Raw genomic sequence first — 14526 nt, 5'->3', positions numbered from 1 at the left:
CAGTATACGAGTCGTGATGCGAAACACCTAACAATTTGCGGTTTTATTCACCATGAAACCCCATTACAATGTGCCCTCACTTTGTGTGCCAGTGGTATGCATAAGCACCTCTTTTTTAAGACCCAATCTGAGACTTTTCATGACCTCGACCTTGTTAGCCGAACAATCTGATTCGCCTGTAACGCCTCAACGTGTGTTGGAGGATGTGTTTGGTTACCAAGAGTTCCGTGATGGTCAGCAATTAGTGATTGACGCCGCGATAGAAGGTCGCGACAGCTTAGTTATCCTGCCTACTGGTGGCGGTAAGTCGCTGTGTTATCAAATTCCTGCTTTGGTTCGCTCTGGTATTACTTTGGTGATTTCTCCGCTTATCTCGCTGATGAAAGACCAAGTGGACCAGCTTAAAGCCAACGGTGTAGCGGCTGAATGCATTAACTCGACCATGACTCGTGAAGAACTGCTCAGCGTGTATAACCGCATGCACACTGGTCATCTTAAGTTGGTGTACGTCTCACCAGAACGCGTATTGATGCGTGATTTCATTGAGCGCTTGGAAAACTTGCCGCTATCGATGATTGCTGTCGATGAAGCGCACTGTATTTCCCAGTGGGGACACGACTTCCGTCCAGAGTACGCCGCGCTTGGTCAACTTAAGCAGCAATTTTTCCATGTGCCATTTATGGCGCTGACGGCGACCGCAGATGACGCAACGCGCCGAGATATTCTTGAGCGTCTGCAACTGAATAATCCAGAGGTTTACCTAGGCAGCTTCGACCGTCCCAACATTCGCTACAACTTAGTTGAGAAGCACAAGCCGGTTTCGCAAATCGTTCGTTATCTTGAAACTCAAAAAGGTAATTGCGGCATCATCTATTGTGGTAGCCGTAAGAAAGTTGAGATGGTGACTGAGAAGTTGTGTAACAACCACATTCGTGCAGCTGGTTATCACGCAGGTATGGATGCCGATGAGCGCGCTTACGTTCAAGAAGCTTTCCAACGTGATGACATCCAAATCGTAGTGGCGACCGTGGCATTCGGTATGGGCATCAACAAACCAAACGTGCGCTTTGTGGTTCACTTTGATATCCCGCGCAATATCGAGTCCTACTATCAGGAAACCGGTCGTGCAGGGCGTGATGGTTTGCCTGCGGAAGCGATGATGTTGTATGACCCAGCGGACATCAGTTGGCTGCGTCGTATGTTGGATGAGAAAGACGATGGTCCACAGAAGCAGGTGGAAACCCACAAACTGAATGCGATGAGTGCCTTTGCTGAGGCGCAGACTTGTCGTCGTCAGGTGCTATTGAATTACTTTGGTGAGTATCGTGAGAAGCCATGTGGCAACTGTGATATTTGCTTAGATCCACCGAAACACTTTGATGCCACGGAAGAAGCGCGTAAGGCGTTGTCTTGTGTGTACCGAGTGAATCAGAGCTTTGGTATGGGCTACGTGGTGGAAGTGCTACGTGGCATGCAAAACATTCGTGTACGTGAAAACGGCCACGATAAGATTTCTACCTACGCGATAGGGCGCGACCACAGCCACGATTACTGGGTGAGTATCTTCCGTCAGTTAATCCACAAAGGGCTGCTGTTCCAAAACATCACGCGTAACTCAACGCTGCAACTTACCGAAGAAGCGCGTCCGCTGCTACGTGGCGATGTGACCCTAGAGTTAGCGGTTCCGCGTTTAGACACCGCAGCACGTGCGGCGAAGTCGGACAAACTGACCAGCAAGAACTACGACAAAAAGCTGTTTGCTAAGTTACGTAAGCTGCGTAAGTCGATTGCTGATGAAGATGGTTTGCCACCATACGTGGTCTTCAGTGACGCGACTCTGATTGATATGGCGGAAATTCTGCCAACGTCTTACGGCGAAATGCTGGCAGTCAGCGGTGTTGGTCAGCGCAAACTAGAGAAGTACGCCGATCCATTCCTTGATTTGATTCAAGAACACATTACTCACCACGGATAAGGAACCAAGATGCAAAAGGAATTTGGCTTAGCGGACTACATGCCACAAGAAGGGCGCTTAATCATTACCGCGCCGAGCTTTGACCTTGATAGCTTTCCTGCTTTAGGTGAGCGTTTAGTTAGTTTGCTTTCTGCTACTGTGGTGGAAAAGCAGTGGGATGCGGACATTCACTCTTGGCTGATCGACTTTGAAGGTTGCCGACTGTTTATGAAAGCAGAGCATTACAGCGAAGCGATTTGGTTTGAAGCGTTAGCGATTGAAGAGAGCAGGGAAGAGTTGGATTATCTCGCAGGATTGTTTCAACGCGGCTTCTAAAAATAGAACTTTTCTTGAAAGGGTGTTTCACATGAAACACCCTTTTTTATGCTCAAACGTTTGCGTAAAACAGACGACTTGCGGCGAAAAGTGGTTAATGTATAATCGCCCACCGCTTCGCTCAGAAAGAGCCAAGCCAGTTTATTTTTCATTTTACATTGTTGGTAAGAGCCACTTTATTCAGTGACTCGATTTGGGTTCCCTCACCCCCAAACCAAACTAAAAAGGTATCGCATGAGTAACTTTACCCCTGCGCAGCAGCGCAACGCCCTTATCTATCTGGTTCTATTCCACCTAGTCATTATTGCATCTAGCAATTACCTAGTTCAGCTACCGTTTACTATTTTCGGTTTCCATACCACTTGGGGCGCATTCACTTTCCCATTTATATTCCTAGCGACTGACTTAACGGTGCGTATTTTCGGTGCTCAGTTGGCGCGTAAGATCATCTTCTTAGTGATGTTGCCTGCTTTGGCAGTGTCTTACTTCTTATCGGTGGTGTTCTTCGAAGGTCAATTCCAAGGTTTTGGTCACCTAGGGGAATTTAACTTATTCGTTGCTCGTATCGCGATTGCTAGCTTCATGGCGTACCTACTTGGTCAGATCATGGATGTGCACGTGTTCAACCGCCTACGTCAAATGAAGCAATGGTGGGTGGCACCAACGTGTTCAACGCTTTTCGGTAATGCACTTGATACCATCGCTTTCTTCGCCATTGCGTTCTATCAAAGCCCAGATCCATTTATGGCAGAGCATTGGACGGAAATCGCGCTGGTGGATTACGGCTTCAAACTGATTATCAGTCTTGGTTTGTTCGTTCCGATGTACGGCGTATTACTGAATTACCTAATTAAGAAGCTGACTGCGGTGAACCCTGACTTTAAGGTGACGACAAGCGTTCAGTCTTAATATCAGTGGGAACCCCGAAAGCCGCTTGCTTAAATCAAGCGGCTTTTTTGTACCTGCTTACTGGGATTTAGAGGGTTTTGTACAGCGTGGGGAGCAATTAGATCATGGGTGTCCAAAAGCTCCCTGAGCTGTACGAAGGTAAAAATGAGCAGTAAAAAAGGTCCCGAGTGAGACCTTTTAATCGAAGGTACGGCACGTAGAGGAAGCTCGCTGGTGAAATGGCTAACAGAGCATCTTCTCAATCAAAATGGCTTTTTGCGCATCGAAGGCGCCAAGTTGCAGGCCGTTATCCCAGCTGATGCTTTGATTGAACATCGCCAACATCAAACCGACACTGCGTTGATTGGCGTCCTGCCAGCAATCAGACTCGCTGTACTCTCCATCATTTATCGCGTTGCCATTAACGAGAATGGGCTCGAAACGCCATTTTTCGCCGACACGATAGTAGCCTTTGCTGGTTAAAGTCTGGTTGGATTGAATCGTTAGATTGTGCTCGATGCCCGGCTCACCTGTTAATTCAAATACAAATCTTAGCTGGTGGTCGCCACATTGCAGCTCAACGATCAGTTGGCCGTTTTTCTCAGTCAGTGTCGACTGAGAGTAGTCTCCAAAGCAGTGCAGCAACCAGGAGATAGGGTGGCTAGCTGTTTCAAGAAACCACTCTTTGAGTGTGAAGGTGCCCGGTAGGTTAACCTGGGTGACTAGATTGACCACACAAGGTTGGGTTTGCGAAGTGAGCCACTCCTCTATTGTCTTGGCGGTATTTAGCTGAGCAAAGGCGTAATTAACCAATAGGTTGGCGTTCGGTTGCTGCCAGTGAGTGATGTCGGAATTCAATCCCAACAATGGCTTTTCACAGATAAGCTTGGTTGAACCTAACGTCTTTATGATCTCTGCATGAGTATGCGCAGGTGTCGCGATGGTCACGACATCAAGTAGTTTGAGTGCGCTGATGTTCGTTTCTGCCTTTGGGATTGCTTCTTCACTGCACGCTTGCTGAAGAGGTTCTATTTGGTTGGCACATAACGTCGTGACTGCAACACCATTGTTTCTATAGTGCGGAATGTGCGTGCGTCCCCAGTTGATTCCTATGATGCCAGCTTGCTGGATTTGCTCTGGCTTGGTGAAACGTTCACTCAATGGCGGCAAGGCAATTCGTTCATCTGTTAGACGTTGGTCATGGTGATAGTCATTGCTTGGCAGCACTTGCCATGGTTTGTTGTAATGCTGTTTGAGTGCACAAACGAGTTCGTAGAAATTCCACTTATCTTTTAAGTTGCTATCAAGGTGATATAAACCGGCTTCGTTCCGCTCAATAAGCTGCAAAAAGGCGAGTGCAGTATCGTCCATATGAGAAGTCGCAGGATACCAAGCCGTGCTAGCGGTAATAACGCCGTTCTCTTCATATTGGCGGTCGAGATGCGCCAACATGTTATTGCCTTCTGCTTGGTGATGGAGCTGCCAACCAATTCGAGCAACCATCGCATCTGGATTTGCTTGCCAGATTGCATCTTCACAACGAACTTTGTATTTGCCGTAATCATCTTGGGTGTTTCTTTCTTCAAAGATGCCATAAGGCCCGTTTTTTGTGGCATCAAATACCATTGCTGTGCTGACAAAGAGGTAAGGAATGTTGCGCTGTTTGCAGTGTTCACCGAGCCATGCTGCCCATGCTTCACTCCCCATCGCCATATGGCACACCGCATCAATGTGGTGCTGCTGCCAAAATTGCTCACTTTGCTCTGGATCATCTGGTGAGATTTGGTGGTGATTCCACTCCAATATGTTCCAGCCGCGTATGTGAAACTGATGAGCGACTTTTGGGGCGAGAGTGCCAGTTAAGCCAGTCATTAAAACGGTTTTCATGATGGTGCATCTTGGTTGGCTAAATTGTGTTTATCAATAAAGCATGGCTGTTTTTCGATGTAGAGCGGAGAAGCTGAAATTTTTGCTGGGCAGCACGTTTTGTAGGGGAGGTAGATGCAAAAAAGCCCAAGCGAACGCCTGGGCTTTAGTATTGTAAGGCAGTGACATTCGCTTATTTTGCTACGATATTTAATGGCCAGCCGATGTCTGTCTGACGGTTGGATTCAATTTCCAACTCAGCCGCAGTCAGTGGGTTTTTCTCTAGCCATTGCGCATCAATGTGTAACGTTAGATTGTCGCCTTCAACTGTTAGAGTCACATTTGGCTCTAGATCAGGATTGCGACGATGGCTGAGCAGAACCGCAAGACGCAACAATCTCAATACTCGTTTTGCACTCGAGCCTGATAATGCATGCTGCTCAGGTAAAGAAGTGAGTTGTTCGCGATAGCGACGAGCCACTTCACCAATAAAGAACTTCTGCGCGCGCGTGTAACCAGGCAGATCCAAATTCTGCAGCAAGTAAGCACTATGCTCTCCGCCTTTTTTGAAATCGATAGTTAAGCCAATTTCATGCAGTTTTGCGGCGGTCTCGAGTAATATCTTGCCCTGAGGCTCTGTAATCCACTCATCGCCCCCAGCTTGCTGTAAAAGCGTGTGTGCCAGACTAGCGACTTGTTCACCGTATTGGTGATCGAGCTGATAACGATTTTGTACGCTAGCGATAGTGCGGGCACGAATGTCTTCTTGACGAAGCTCTTCAACCATCTCATACACTAAGCCTTCGCGTAGTGCGCCGCCAGCCAGTGTCATAGCATCGATTTCAAGCAATTCAAAAACGGCAATCAAAATAGAGAGGCCACTAGGGAACACTAATGCACGCTCAAGTGTTAAGCCTTCAATATCGAGTTCTTCTAAATGGTCGGCCAACATGGCTTGCTTCTGTAGACGTTTGAGCTTGGAGTGAGTGATTACTTCGTCCATGCCTTGCGCCAGCATTATCTCTTGCAATGCCTGAACAGTGCCTGATGCACCAACACACACATCCCAACCAATTTCTGTATAACGTTCTAAAATCGGCTGGATGGTCTGTTTCGCTCCTTCAATTGCCGCGTCAAAGTTACGAGCATTCAATTGGCGATCTTTAAAGAAGTTTTCAAGCCAAGTCACGCAGCCCATTTTTAAGCTGGTCAGTGCTTTGGCTTCGAAACCTTCACCGATAATCAGTTCGGTACTTGCTCCACCGATATCGACTACAAGGCGACGACCACTACCGCCAGAGGTGTGAGCGACACCTTTATAGATAGTGGCAGCTTCTTCTTCACCAGTAATCACTTCGATAGGCTGGCCTAGAATTTGGTTAGCCTTTTCTAAAAACACATCTACATTGGTCGCGGTACGTAATGTTGCAGTACCGACGATGCGAATGTTTTGTTTAGGAATGTCCTGCAAGCGTTCCGCAAATAGACTTAAGCAGTCCCATCCTCGCTGCATAGCTTCCATACTAAGAGAATTATGTTCATCTAAGCCCGCTGCTAGACGAACTTTGCGCTTAATTTTAGCCATTGTTTGAACGCTGCCATCGATGTGACGCACAACGAGCATGTGAAAACTGTTCGACCCGAGGTCGATGGCGGCATATAGCGGTGATGATCCTGCTTGACTCATAAAACGAACTCAGTTTCCTATTACGATTGTTTTGGTGCCGATTGACGCGGTTGGCGTGGACGACGTCCCTGCGGCTTACGGTTACCAGAACGGGTACCGCCAGTATTCGTGCGGCGCTGTTGGTTGCGTGGTGCACGCATACGAATCGGAGCCGGTAGATCTTGAATCAGTGCCGACGAATCGTACTCTGAAACTGGGATTGTATGCTCAATGTATTCTTCGATTGCTGGTAGGTTAACCGCGTACTCTTCACAAGCAAAACTGATCGAATGACCGCTCGCACCAGCGCGACCAGTACGGCCAATACGGTGAACATAATCTTCACAGTCGTCAGGAAGGTCGTAGTTGAAAACGTGCGTTACCTGAGGAATATGCAGGCCACGCGCTGCAACGTCAGTTGCAACTAGGATGTCGACATCACCTTTGGTGAATTGCTCAAGAATCTTCTCACGCTTCTTCTGCGGTACATCGCCAGTAAGAAGGCCTACACGGTGTCCATCGGCAGCCAAATGACCCCAAACCGATTCACACTTATGCTTGGTATTGGCAAAAATGATAGCGCGATCTGGCCACTCTTCTTCAATTAGTGTTTGAAGCAGCGCCATTTTGTCTTCATTCGAAGGATAGAAAAGCTCTTCCTGGATACGGTGGCCAGTTTTTTGTTCTGGTTCGACAACGACATGCTCAGGAGTATTCATGTGTTCGAATGCCAGTTCTTGAACGCGGTAAGACAGCGTTGCTGAGAACAGCATGTTCAAACGCTCTTTTGGCTCAGGCATACGACGGAACAAGAAGCGAATGTCTTTAATAAAGCCAAGATCGAACATGCGGTCGGCTTCGTCCAGAACAACAGCTTGAATGTTGTTGAGGTTAAATACGCGCTGTTTGTAGAAATCGATGATACGGCCTGTTGTTCCGATCAGAATATCTACGCCGTCTTGCAGTTTCGCAAGTTGCTTGTCGTAGCTTTCACCACCGTAAGCTAGAGCGGTTTTTAGACCTGTGCTTTCAGTTAATGATTCTGCATCATTGTAAATCTGAATAGCGAGCTCACGTGTAGGCGCCATAATAATTGCGCGTGGCTGTGTAGGCTTACGACCTTCATGTTCCTGAGTCGTCAGAAGGTGGTTGAACGTAGCAGTAAGAAACGCGAGCGTTTTACCAGTACCCGTTTGGGCCTGGCCTGCGATGTCTTGGCCGGTGAGCAGGACCGGCAACGCCAAGGCTTGGATAGGGGTACAAAATTCGAACCCTTTTTTGTCCAATCCTTCAATAACTTGGGGCTTTAAGCCCAAATCGGCGAACTTTTGCTCTGTGATATGCGTCTTTTTCATGGCTATAGAATATCAGCTAAAGCTTGCAATACGAAAGTAAATACATTCCAATAGGGCATCTAATTACTGGTTATCATCCAACCAGTTTCGAAAAACACATTGGAGTGGAAGATGAGTGATAAGATTTTGCAGCTAACTGATGACGGTTTTGAAAACGATGTAATCAACGCTGCAGGCCCGGTTCTAGTGGATTTTTGGGCAGAATGGTGTGGTCCTTGTAAAATGATCGCTCCTATTTTGGACGAAATCGCAGACGAGTACGAAGGCAAACTCACTATCGGTAAACTAAACATCGACCATAACGCAGGTACACCACCTAAGTTTGGTATTCGCGGCATTCCAACGCTATTACTATTTAAAGATGGTAACGTAGCGGCAACGAAAGTAGGTGCTCTGTCTAAAACTCAACTAAAAGAGTTCCTAGACGCAAACTTATAATCACCAAGTGATTACAGATAAAACCGTGCAAAGTTACAATGCACGGTTTTGTTTTTCTAACTCTGGACTAGAATACTAATTAGTGCTAACTTATCGCGCGTTAATTGAACAAATTTCTCTTCTTGGTCGATCCTGAGACCAAATCCATCTTAACTAGAAAACAGATCTTATTTTGACTAAACAAGAATCCACCACCATGAACCTTACCGAACTGAAGAACAGACCTGTGTCTGACCTTGTAAAACTGGGCGAAAGCTTAGGATTAGAGAACCTAGCTCGCTTAAGAAAACAAGACATCATCTTCGCGATTTTAAAAGCGCACGCTAAAGGCGGCGAAGACATCTTTGGCGATGGGGTTCTGGAAATTCTGCAAGACGGCTTTGGTTTCCTACGCAGTGCAGATAGTTCATACCTTGCGGGTCCGGACGATATCTACGTATCACCAAGTCAGATTCGTCGCTTTAACCTACGTACTGGTGACTCTATCGCTGGCAAAATTCGCCCACCAAAAGACGGTGAACGTTACTTTGCCCTTCTAAAAGTCAATACCGTTAACGACGATAAACCAGACAACGCCCGTAACAAGATCCTATTTGAAAACCTTACCCCTCTACATGCGAATGAGCGCATGGTTATGGAGCGTGGTAACGGTTCAACAGAAGACATTACAGCACGTGTTTTAGACTTGGCATCGCCAATCGGTAAAGGTCAACGTGGTCTGATTGTTGCTCCGCCTAAAGCGGGTAAAACAATGCTTCTGCAAAACATCGCGCAAAGCATCGCGTACAACCACCCAGAGTGTGAGTTGATGGTTCTTCTTATCGACGAACGTCCAGAAGAAGTAACCGAGATGCAACGCCTAGTTAAAGGTGAAGTGGTTGCGTCGACTTTCGATGAGCCAGCATCTCGTCACGTACAAGTAGCGGAAATGGTGATCGAGAAAGCAAAACGTCTTGTTGAACATAAGAAAGACGTGGTTATCTTGCTTGACTCTATCACTCGCCTAGCTCGTGCTTACAACACCGTAGTGCCTTCATCAGGTAAAGTACTAACAGGTGGTGTGGATGCAAACGCATTACATCGTCCTAAGCGTTTCTTCGGTGCTGCACGTAACGTAGAAGAAGGCGGCAGCCTAACTATCATTGCAACGGCACTAGTAGATACTGGTTCTAAAATGGATGAAGTTATCTACGAAGAGTTCAAGGGTACAGGTAACATGGAACTGCACTTGAACCGTAAGATTGCTGAGAAGCGTGTATTCCCTGCGATTGACTTTAACCGCTCAGGTACACGTCGTGAAGAGCTACTGACGAAGACTGACGAACTACAGAAGATGTGGATTCTGCGTAAGATCGTTCACCCAATGGGCGAAATCGACGCAATGGAATTCCTAATCGACAAGCTAGCGATGACGAAGACCAACGATGAGTTCTTCGATGCGATGCGTCGTCAATAGTCTCAGATAAGTCATTCTGCGAAAAGCCACCGTATATCGGTGGCTTTTTTATTGCTTTCTCCCGATAGAAGTATCAGAATGAAGGAAATGTTATCGGGAGGTTAACATGCAACAAGGAATGTTGTCGTCATTACTCCTGAGCTTGTCACTTATCACTCTACCTGCGACATTATCTGCCAAGGAAATGCATGAGTCTGTAGTAGAACAGTGGCTTCAGGATACTCAAATACAGACTAAAGTCTCTGAACTGCTTGATTACGCTGTCAGAGATGAAGTCGACTCGCTTAAATTTGCCCTTGATCGACTTGCTTTGCCTCAACAAGAGGTGGTGCGCTTTCAATTGTTGGAAAAGCTTGAAAAGCAAGATGTGATTCTCACGCCTCGAATGGCTCTGTTTGTTGAGTCCCAGATCCGTATGACCCCGACTTATCAAGTGTTAGAGCGAGGTGATGGGTATGAATTTAGTGTACCCGCTTTTAACTTTCCCGTTATTGCGAGTCGCTTGATTAAGCGTTGGAAACAAGACCAAAGTACCTTGGACTTTGTCTTACAAGCTGAACGAAGAGAGCTTAACTTAAAGCAATGGCTTACAGGGCCATCTCAACAAGCTCAAGCGCGTGAAGCGCTTTTGATTCGAGAGTTAGACAGTTTATCACCCAACGCGCTTGCTGCATTAACGGCCCAGTTAACCAAAGCAAATGTGACCAGTTGGTTACCCTCGACGGCCGTGATAGTCAGGTTGGCACAAGTTAGTCAGGATGAGGAAGTGTACAACTTACTCTGGCGGATGAAAGCCGATTACAACAGCCAGTCCGAGCTTGAGCGTTTAGCTGCGGTTGGAGACGTTTTTTCCATTCAGCAATTGATGAATGCCACAGTTAACCCATCACTCAAGCCAGAAGCTATTAGTCTACTTACAAAATCTAACCCTCTATCTCCGCAAGTAAAGCAGTTTCTAGTTAGAAAAATGGCGTTATCAGAAGAAGCAACCATGGTTGCTCGAGAGCTTGCTCAACAAGGGCATCAAACCTGGTTGGAAGAGTTAGTATCTTCGAACCATCAGATAAAGACTCGGCAGATTGAACAAGTATTAAAGTAATCTGGCTCACATACCCACACAAAATAGGAGGATCTTAGCGTCCTCCTATTTGTTATACTGCGGACAGTTTAATCAGCCAGCATGAAGGCCTATGAGTTTTAAGGATTTACGCGAATTTATCGACCACCTAGAACAGAAAGGTCGACTTAAACGCATCACTCACCCTGTCGATCCCGCTTATGAAATGACAGAAATCAGCGACCGCACCTTGCGTGCTGGTGGACCTGCGCTGTTGTTTGAGAACCCAATCGGCTACGACGTACCTGTTTTGACTAACCTGTTTGGTACACCAGAGCGTGTCGCAATCGGTATGGGACGTGAAGATGTTAAAGAATTAAGAGAAGTCGGTAAGCTGCTGGCTTATTTAAAAGAACCTGAGCCACCAAAAGGCTTCAAAGACGCTTTAGAAAAACTGCCAGTGTTCAAACAAGTATTGAACATGCCGGCTAAGCGTTTACGTAAAGCACCATGCCAAGACATTGTTTGGCAAGGTGATGAAGTCGACTTGGATAAAATTCCGGTAATGAGCTGCTGGGCAGAAGATGTAGCGCCGCTGCTTACTTGGGGCTTAACCGTAACCAAAGGTCCAAATAAGAAACGTCAGAACCTAGGCATTTACCGTCAGCAGAAAATTGCCAAGAACAAAATCATCATGCGTTGGTTAGCCCATCGTGGTGGTGCGCTTGATCTGCGCGATTGGATGGAAACCAACCCAGGTAAACCTTTCCCAGTTTCGGTCGCGTTTGGTGCAGACCCAGCAACCATTCTTGGCGCAGTAACACCAGTGCCAGATACGCTATCGGAATACGCATTTGCAGGTTTGCTACGTGGAAGCAAAACGGAAGTCGTGAAGTCAGTCAGCAACGATTTGGAAGTGCCAGCGAGCGCGGAAATCGTGATGGAAGGCTATATCGACCCGAACGAGTTTGCTGATGAAGGTCCTTACGGTGACCACACTGGCTACTATAACGAAAAAGAAAAGCACCACGTATTTACTATTACGCACATTACTATGCGTAAAGACCCTATTTATCACAGCACCTACACAGGTCGTCCGCCAGATGAACCAGCTGTATTGGGTGTGGCATTAAACGAAGTGTTTGTGCCTATTCTGCAAAAGCAATTCCCAGAGATTGAAGACTTCTATCTTCCGCCAGAAGGTTGTTCGTACCGAATGGCCGTCGTCACCATGAAGAAGCAGTACCCAGGACATGCCAAGCGCGTAATGATGGGCGTGTGGTCTTTCTTACGTCAATTCATGTATACCAAGTTTGTTATTGTGTGCGATGAATCGGTAAACGCACGAGATTGGAATGATGTCGTGAAAGCCATGTCAGAGCATATGGATCCTGTACGTGATACCTTGATGATAGATAACACGCCAATCGACTCGCTCGACTTTGCTTCACCAGTGGTTGGGCTTGGCTCCAAAATGGGCTTGGATGCGACCATTAAATGGGATGCCGAGCTGGCGACGCGAACCGAGGTCACTGAGCGAGACAGCAAAGCGATTACCGAAGCAGAACTAAATGAGTTGAAACAGCAACGCCCTGAGATTGTTGACGTCTATCTTCCAGTTACAGCAAACAACCAATTTGCTGTCGTGACTATGAAGAAAGACCAAGCTGGTCAATCCCAAGAATTGATGGAACATCTATGGGGCTTCTTTGCTCAGTACACGGATAACAAATTCATCATTTTGTGCGACGATGACGTTAATGCACGAGATTGGAATGACATCATTTGGGCGGTGACAACTCGAATGGACCCAGATAGAGACACGATTCAAGTGCTTGGTAAGACTGAGAGTTCATCCAAATTAGGACTGGATGCGACCAACAAGTTCGAATCTGAAGTCACGCGCGAGTGGGGTACGCCTATCAAAAAAGATCCTAAACTTGTGGCTAAAGTCGATGAGATTTGGGACCAGTTAGGTATTCTATGAGTCATCAAGTCCACCTTCTACCAATGGACGTTACATTCCAAGTAAAAGAAGGGGAGACGGTGTTGGAAGCTGCGCTCAACAACAATATTCGCTTCCCACACCGTTGCCAAGTTGGCGCTTGCGCCATGTGCATGTGTAAAAAGCTAACGGGCGAGGTGAGCTATCACCTCGAACCTATGCTAACCGAAAAAGAGCAACAGCAAGGTTGGATATTCCCTTGCCAAGCCTATACAGAAAGTAATTTAGTGCTTACTTTTGACGAGTAAGCGAGAGGAACACCATGACCATCCAATGTAAAGTAAAGTCTATTCAGCCGTTAGCTTGTAATACTTACCAAATCCTTCTTCATCCAGAATCACCAGTGCCTTTTAAAGCGGGTCAGTACCTAATGGTGGTGATGGGTGAAAAAGACAAACGTCCTTTCTCTATCGCAAGCAGCCCTTGTCGTCATGAAGGTGAACTTGAACTGCACATCGGTGCGGCGGAACACAACGCTTATGCACAAGAAGTTGTCGAAGCAATGCAAGCGGCGCTTGAAACTGATGGTCAGATTGAAATTGATGCGCCACATGGCGATGCTTGGGTTCAAGAAGAAAGCGAACGCCCATTATTATTAATTGCTGGTGGTACAGGCTTCAGTTACGTTCGCTCGATTCTGGATCACTGCGTAGCGCAGAATAAAACCAATCCTATCTATTTATATTGGGGGGCGCGCGATAACTGCCAGCTTTATGCTAAAGACGAACTGGTCGAGATTGCCGACAAGTTTGCCAATGTTCACTTTGTGCCGGTAGTAGAAGAAGCTCCTGCAGACTGGCAAGGTAAAGTTGGTAACGTGCTACAAGCTGTAGCTGAAGATTTCGAAAGCTTAGAAAACTACGATATCTATATTGCAGGTCGTTTTGAAATGGCTGGCGCAGCACGTGAACAGTTCACTCAGAACAAGAAAGCGAAGAGCGAACGTATGTTCGCAGACGCGTACGCATTCATTTAAATACGGCTTTTAAGGCAGAAAAAGAGGGTTTTTTACCCTCTTTTTTGCTTTTTTGATGAAATAGTCATCGAACAGTCATTTTTTTCCATTTTTTTTCAAAAAAGGGTTGCGAACGGATCTGAGTTCCCTATAATGCGCATCCACCGACACGGCAGACGCGATAAGGCTTCAGCAGGGTCGGAGAGGTGAAAGCTTCTACGAAAAATAAAATTGAAAAAGTGTTTGACACTGTCAATTAAATCGCTAGAATGCACCTCCACTTTGAGAGAAAAACTTCTCGCAAAGCAAGCTCTTTAACAATATAGACCTATCAATCTGTGTGGGCACTCGTTGATGATAATCCAATTAGAAGCTTCGGCTTCAAATTAGGTTTCAATGAAACGAAGTGACCATTGAATCTTCGGATTCAGCACAGTCAATTCAAACATTACTTCTGCTATTTATTAGCGAAAGGAATGTTCAGTATTCATTGAGCCGAACAAAATCTTAAATTGAAGAGTTTGATCATGGCTCAGATTGAACGCTGGCG

General features: G+C 46.4%; 12 protein-coding genes. 9 read left to right on the top strand and 3 right to left on the bottom strand.

What is annotated here, in order from left to right:
- Positions 1-139: 139 nt before the first annotated feature.
- From recQ to NL626_RS21845, 3 genes are all read left to right on the top strand, one after another.
- Positions 140-1975: an ATP-dependent DNA helicase RecQ gene (gene recQ / locus NL626_RS21855; protein ID WP_053306514.1), complete on the top strand. Its 1836-nt coding sequence runs from the start codon at positions 140-142 to the stop codon at positions 1973-1975.
- A 9-nt stretch (positions 1976-1984) separates the two neighbouring features.
- Positions 1985-2290, top strand: coding sequence for a DUF3630 family protein (locus NL626_RS21850; protein WP_167415541.1), 306 nt, complete (start codon positions 1985-1987; stop codon positions 2288-2290).
- Positions 2291-2524: 234 nt separating this feature from the next.
- Positions 2525-3199 (top strand): 7-cyano-7-deazaguanine/7-aminomethyl-7-deazaguanine transporter, encoded by a 675-nt coding sequence (locus NL626_RS21845; RefSeq protein WP_005378770.1) that lies wholly within the window; start codon positions 2525-2527, stop codon positions 3197-3199.
- A gap of 222 nt (positions 3200-3421) precedes the next feature.
- On the opposite strand, the gene NL626_RS21840 is transcribed toward NL626_RS21845, so the two are convergent.
- The 3 genes from NL626_RS21840 to rhlB all read right to left on the bottom strand — a co-directional run bounded on the left by NL626_RS21840 (position 3422) and on the right by rhlB (position 8065).
- Positions 3422-5065 carry a sugar nucleotide-binding protein gene (locus NL626_RS21840; RefSeq protein WP_253657724.1) on the bottom strand — a complete coding sequence of 548 codons (1644 nt, stop codon included), beginning with the start codon at positions 5063-5065 and terminating at the stop codon, positions 3422-3424.
- Between the two features lie 172 nt (positions 5066-5237).
- Complete coding sequence (gene gppA, locus NL626_RS21835) at positions 5238-6731, bottom strand: guanosine-5'-triphosphate,3'-diphosphate diphosphatase (protein ID WP_053306516.1); 1494 nt, start codon at positions 6729-6731, stop codon at positions 5238-5240.
- Positions 6732-6751: 20 nt separating this feature from the next.
- Positions 6752-8065 (bottom strand): ATP-dependent RNA helicase RhlB, encoded by a 1314-nt coding sequence (rhlB, locus tag NL626_RS21830; RefSeq protein WP_253657723.1) that lies wholly within the window; start codon positions 8063-8065, stop codon positions 6752-6754.
- A 111-nt stretch (positions 8066-8176) separates the two neighbouring features.
- Here rhlB and trxA point away from each other — a divergent pair, with 111 nt between their 5' ends.
- The 6 genes from trxA (at position 8177) to fre (ending at position 13997) form a co-directional block, all read left to right on the top strand.
- Positions 8177-8503 (top strand): thioredoxin TrxA, encoded by a 327-nt coding sequence (trxA, locus tag NL626_RS21825; RefSeq protein WP_004745500.1) that lies wholly within the window; start codon positions 8177-8179, stop codon positions 8501-8503.
- A gap of 196 nt (positions 8504-8699) precedes the next feature.
- Entirely contained in the window at positions 8700-9959 is a 1260-nt protein-coding gene (gene rho, locus NL626_RS21820; RefSeq protein WP_005378757.1) for a transcription termination factor Rho, read from the top strand.
- 106 nt (positions 9960-10065) lie between these two features.
- On the top strand, positions 10066-11058 hold the full coding sequence (locus NL626_RS21815; RefSeq protein ID WP_005378756.1) for a hypothetical protein: 993 nt from the start codon (positions 10066-10068) through the stop codon (positions 11056-11058).
- A 91-nt stretch (positions 11059-11149) separates the two neighbouring features.
- Complete coding sequence (gene ubiD / locus NL626_RS21810) at positions 11150-13003, top strand: 4-hydroxy-3-polyprenylbenzoate decarboxylase (RefSeq protein ID WP_033907314.1); 1854 nt, start codon at positions 11150-11152, stop codon at positions 13001-13003.
- A complete protein-coding gene (locus tag NL626_RS21805) occupies positions 13000-13269 on the top strand; it encodes a 2Fe-2S iron-sulfur cluster-binding protein (RefSeq protein WP_009696789.1) in 270 nt (89 codons plus the stop codon). The genes ubiD and NL626_RS21805 overlap by 4 nt, the downstream gene beginning before the upstream one ends.
- A 14-nt stretch (positions 13270-13283) precedes the next feature.
- Positions 13284-13997 carry an NAD(P)H-flavin reductase gene (gene fre / locus NL626_RS21800; protein WP_005382872.1) on the top strand — a complete coding sequence of 238 codons (714 nt, stop codon included), beginning with the start codon at positions 13284-13286 and terminating at the stop codon, positions 13995-13997.
- Positions 13998-14526 lie beyond the last annotated feature (529 nt).

Origin of the sequence: Vibrio sp. Y58_MX_L22 (assembly GCF_024181865.1) — a bacterium.
Taxonomy (GTDB): Bacteria; Pseudomonadota; Gammaproteobacteria; order Enterobacterales; family Vibrionaceae; genus Vibrio; species Vibrio alginolyticus.
This window is presented reverse-complemented; position numbering and strand designations above follow the sequence as displayed.

Coding starts and splice junctions, on each gene's coding strand:
- trxA (WP_004745500.1), top strand. CDS start 8,177: ATGAGTGATAAGATTTTGCAGCTAACTGATGACGGTTTTGAAAACGAT.
- NL626_RS21815 (WP_005378756.1), top strand. CDS start 10,066: ATGCAACAAGGAATGTTGTCGTCATTACTCCTGAGCTTGTCACTTATC.
- NL626_RS21805 (WP_009696789.1), top strand. CDS start 13,000: ATGAGTCATCAAGTCCACCTTCTACCAATGGACGTTACATTCCAAGTA.
- rho (WP_005378757.1), top strand. CDS start 8,700: ATGAACCTTACCGAACTGAAGAACAGACCTGTGTCTGACCTTGTAAAA.
- gppA (WP_053306516.1), bottom strand. CDS start 6,731: ATGAGTCAAGCAGGATCATCACCGCTATATGCCGCCATCGACCTCGGG.
- ubiD (WP_033907314.1), top strand. CDS start 11,150: ATGAGTTTTAAGGATTTACGCGAATTTATCGACCACCTAGAACAGAAA.
- NL626_RS21845 (WP_005378770.1), top strand. CDS start 2,525: ATGAGTAACTTTACCCCTGCGCAGCAGCGCAACGCCCTTATCTATCTG.
- fre (WP_005382872.1), top strand. CDS start 13,284: ATGACCATCCAATGTAAAGTAAAGTCTATTCAGCCGTTAGCTTGTAAT.
- recQ (WP_053306514.1), top strand. CDS start 140: ATGACCTCGACCTTGTTAGCCGAACAATCTGATTCGCCTGTAACGCCT.
- rhlB (WP_253657723.1), bottom strand. CDS start 8,065: ATGAAAAAGACGCATATCACAGAGCAAAAGTTCGCCGATTTGGGCTTA.
- NL626_RS21850 (WP_167415541.1), top strand. CDS start 1,985: ATGCAAAAGGAATTTGGCTTAGCGGACTACATGCCACAAGAAGGGCGC.
- NL626_RS21840 (WP_253657724.1), bottom strand. CDS start 5,065: ATGAAAACCGTTTTAATGACTGGCTTAACTGGCACTCTCGCCCCAAAA.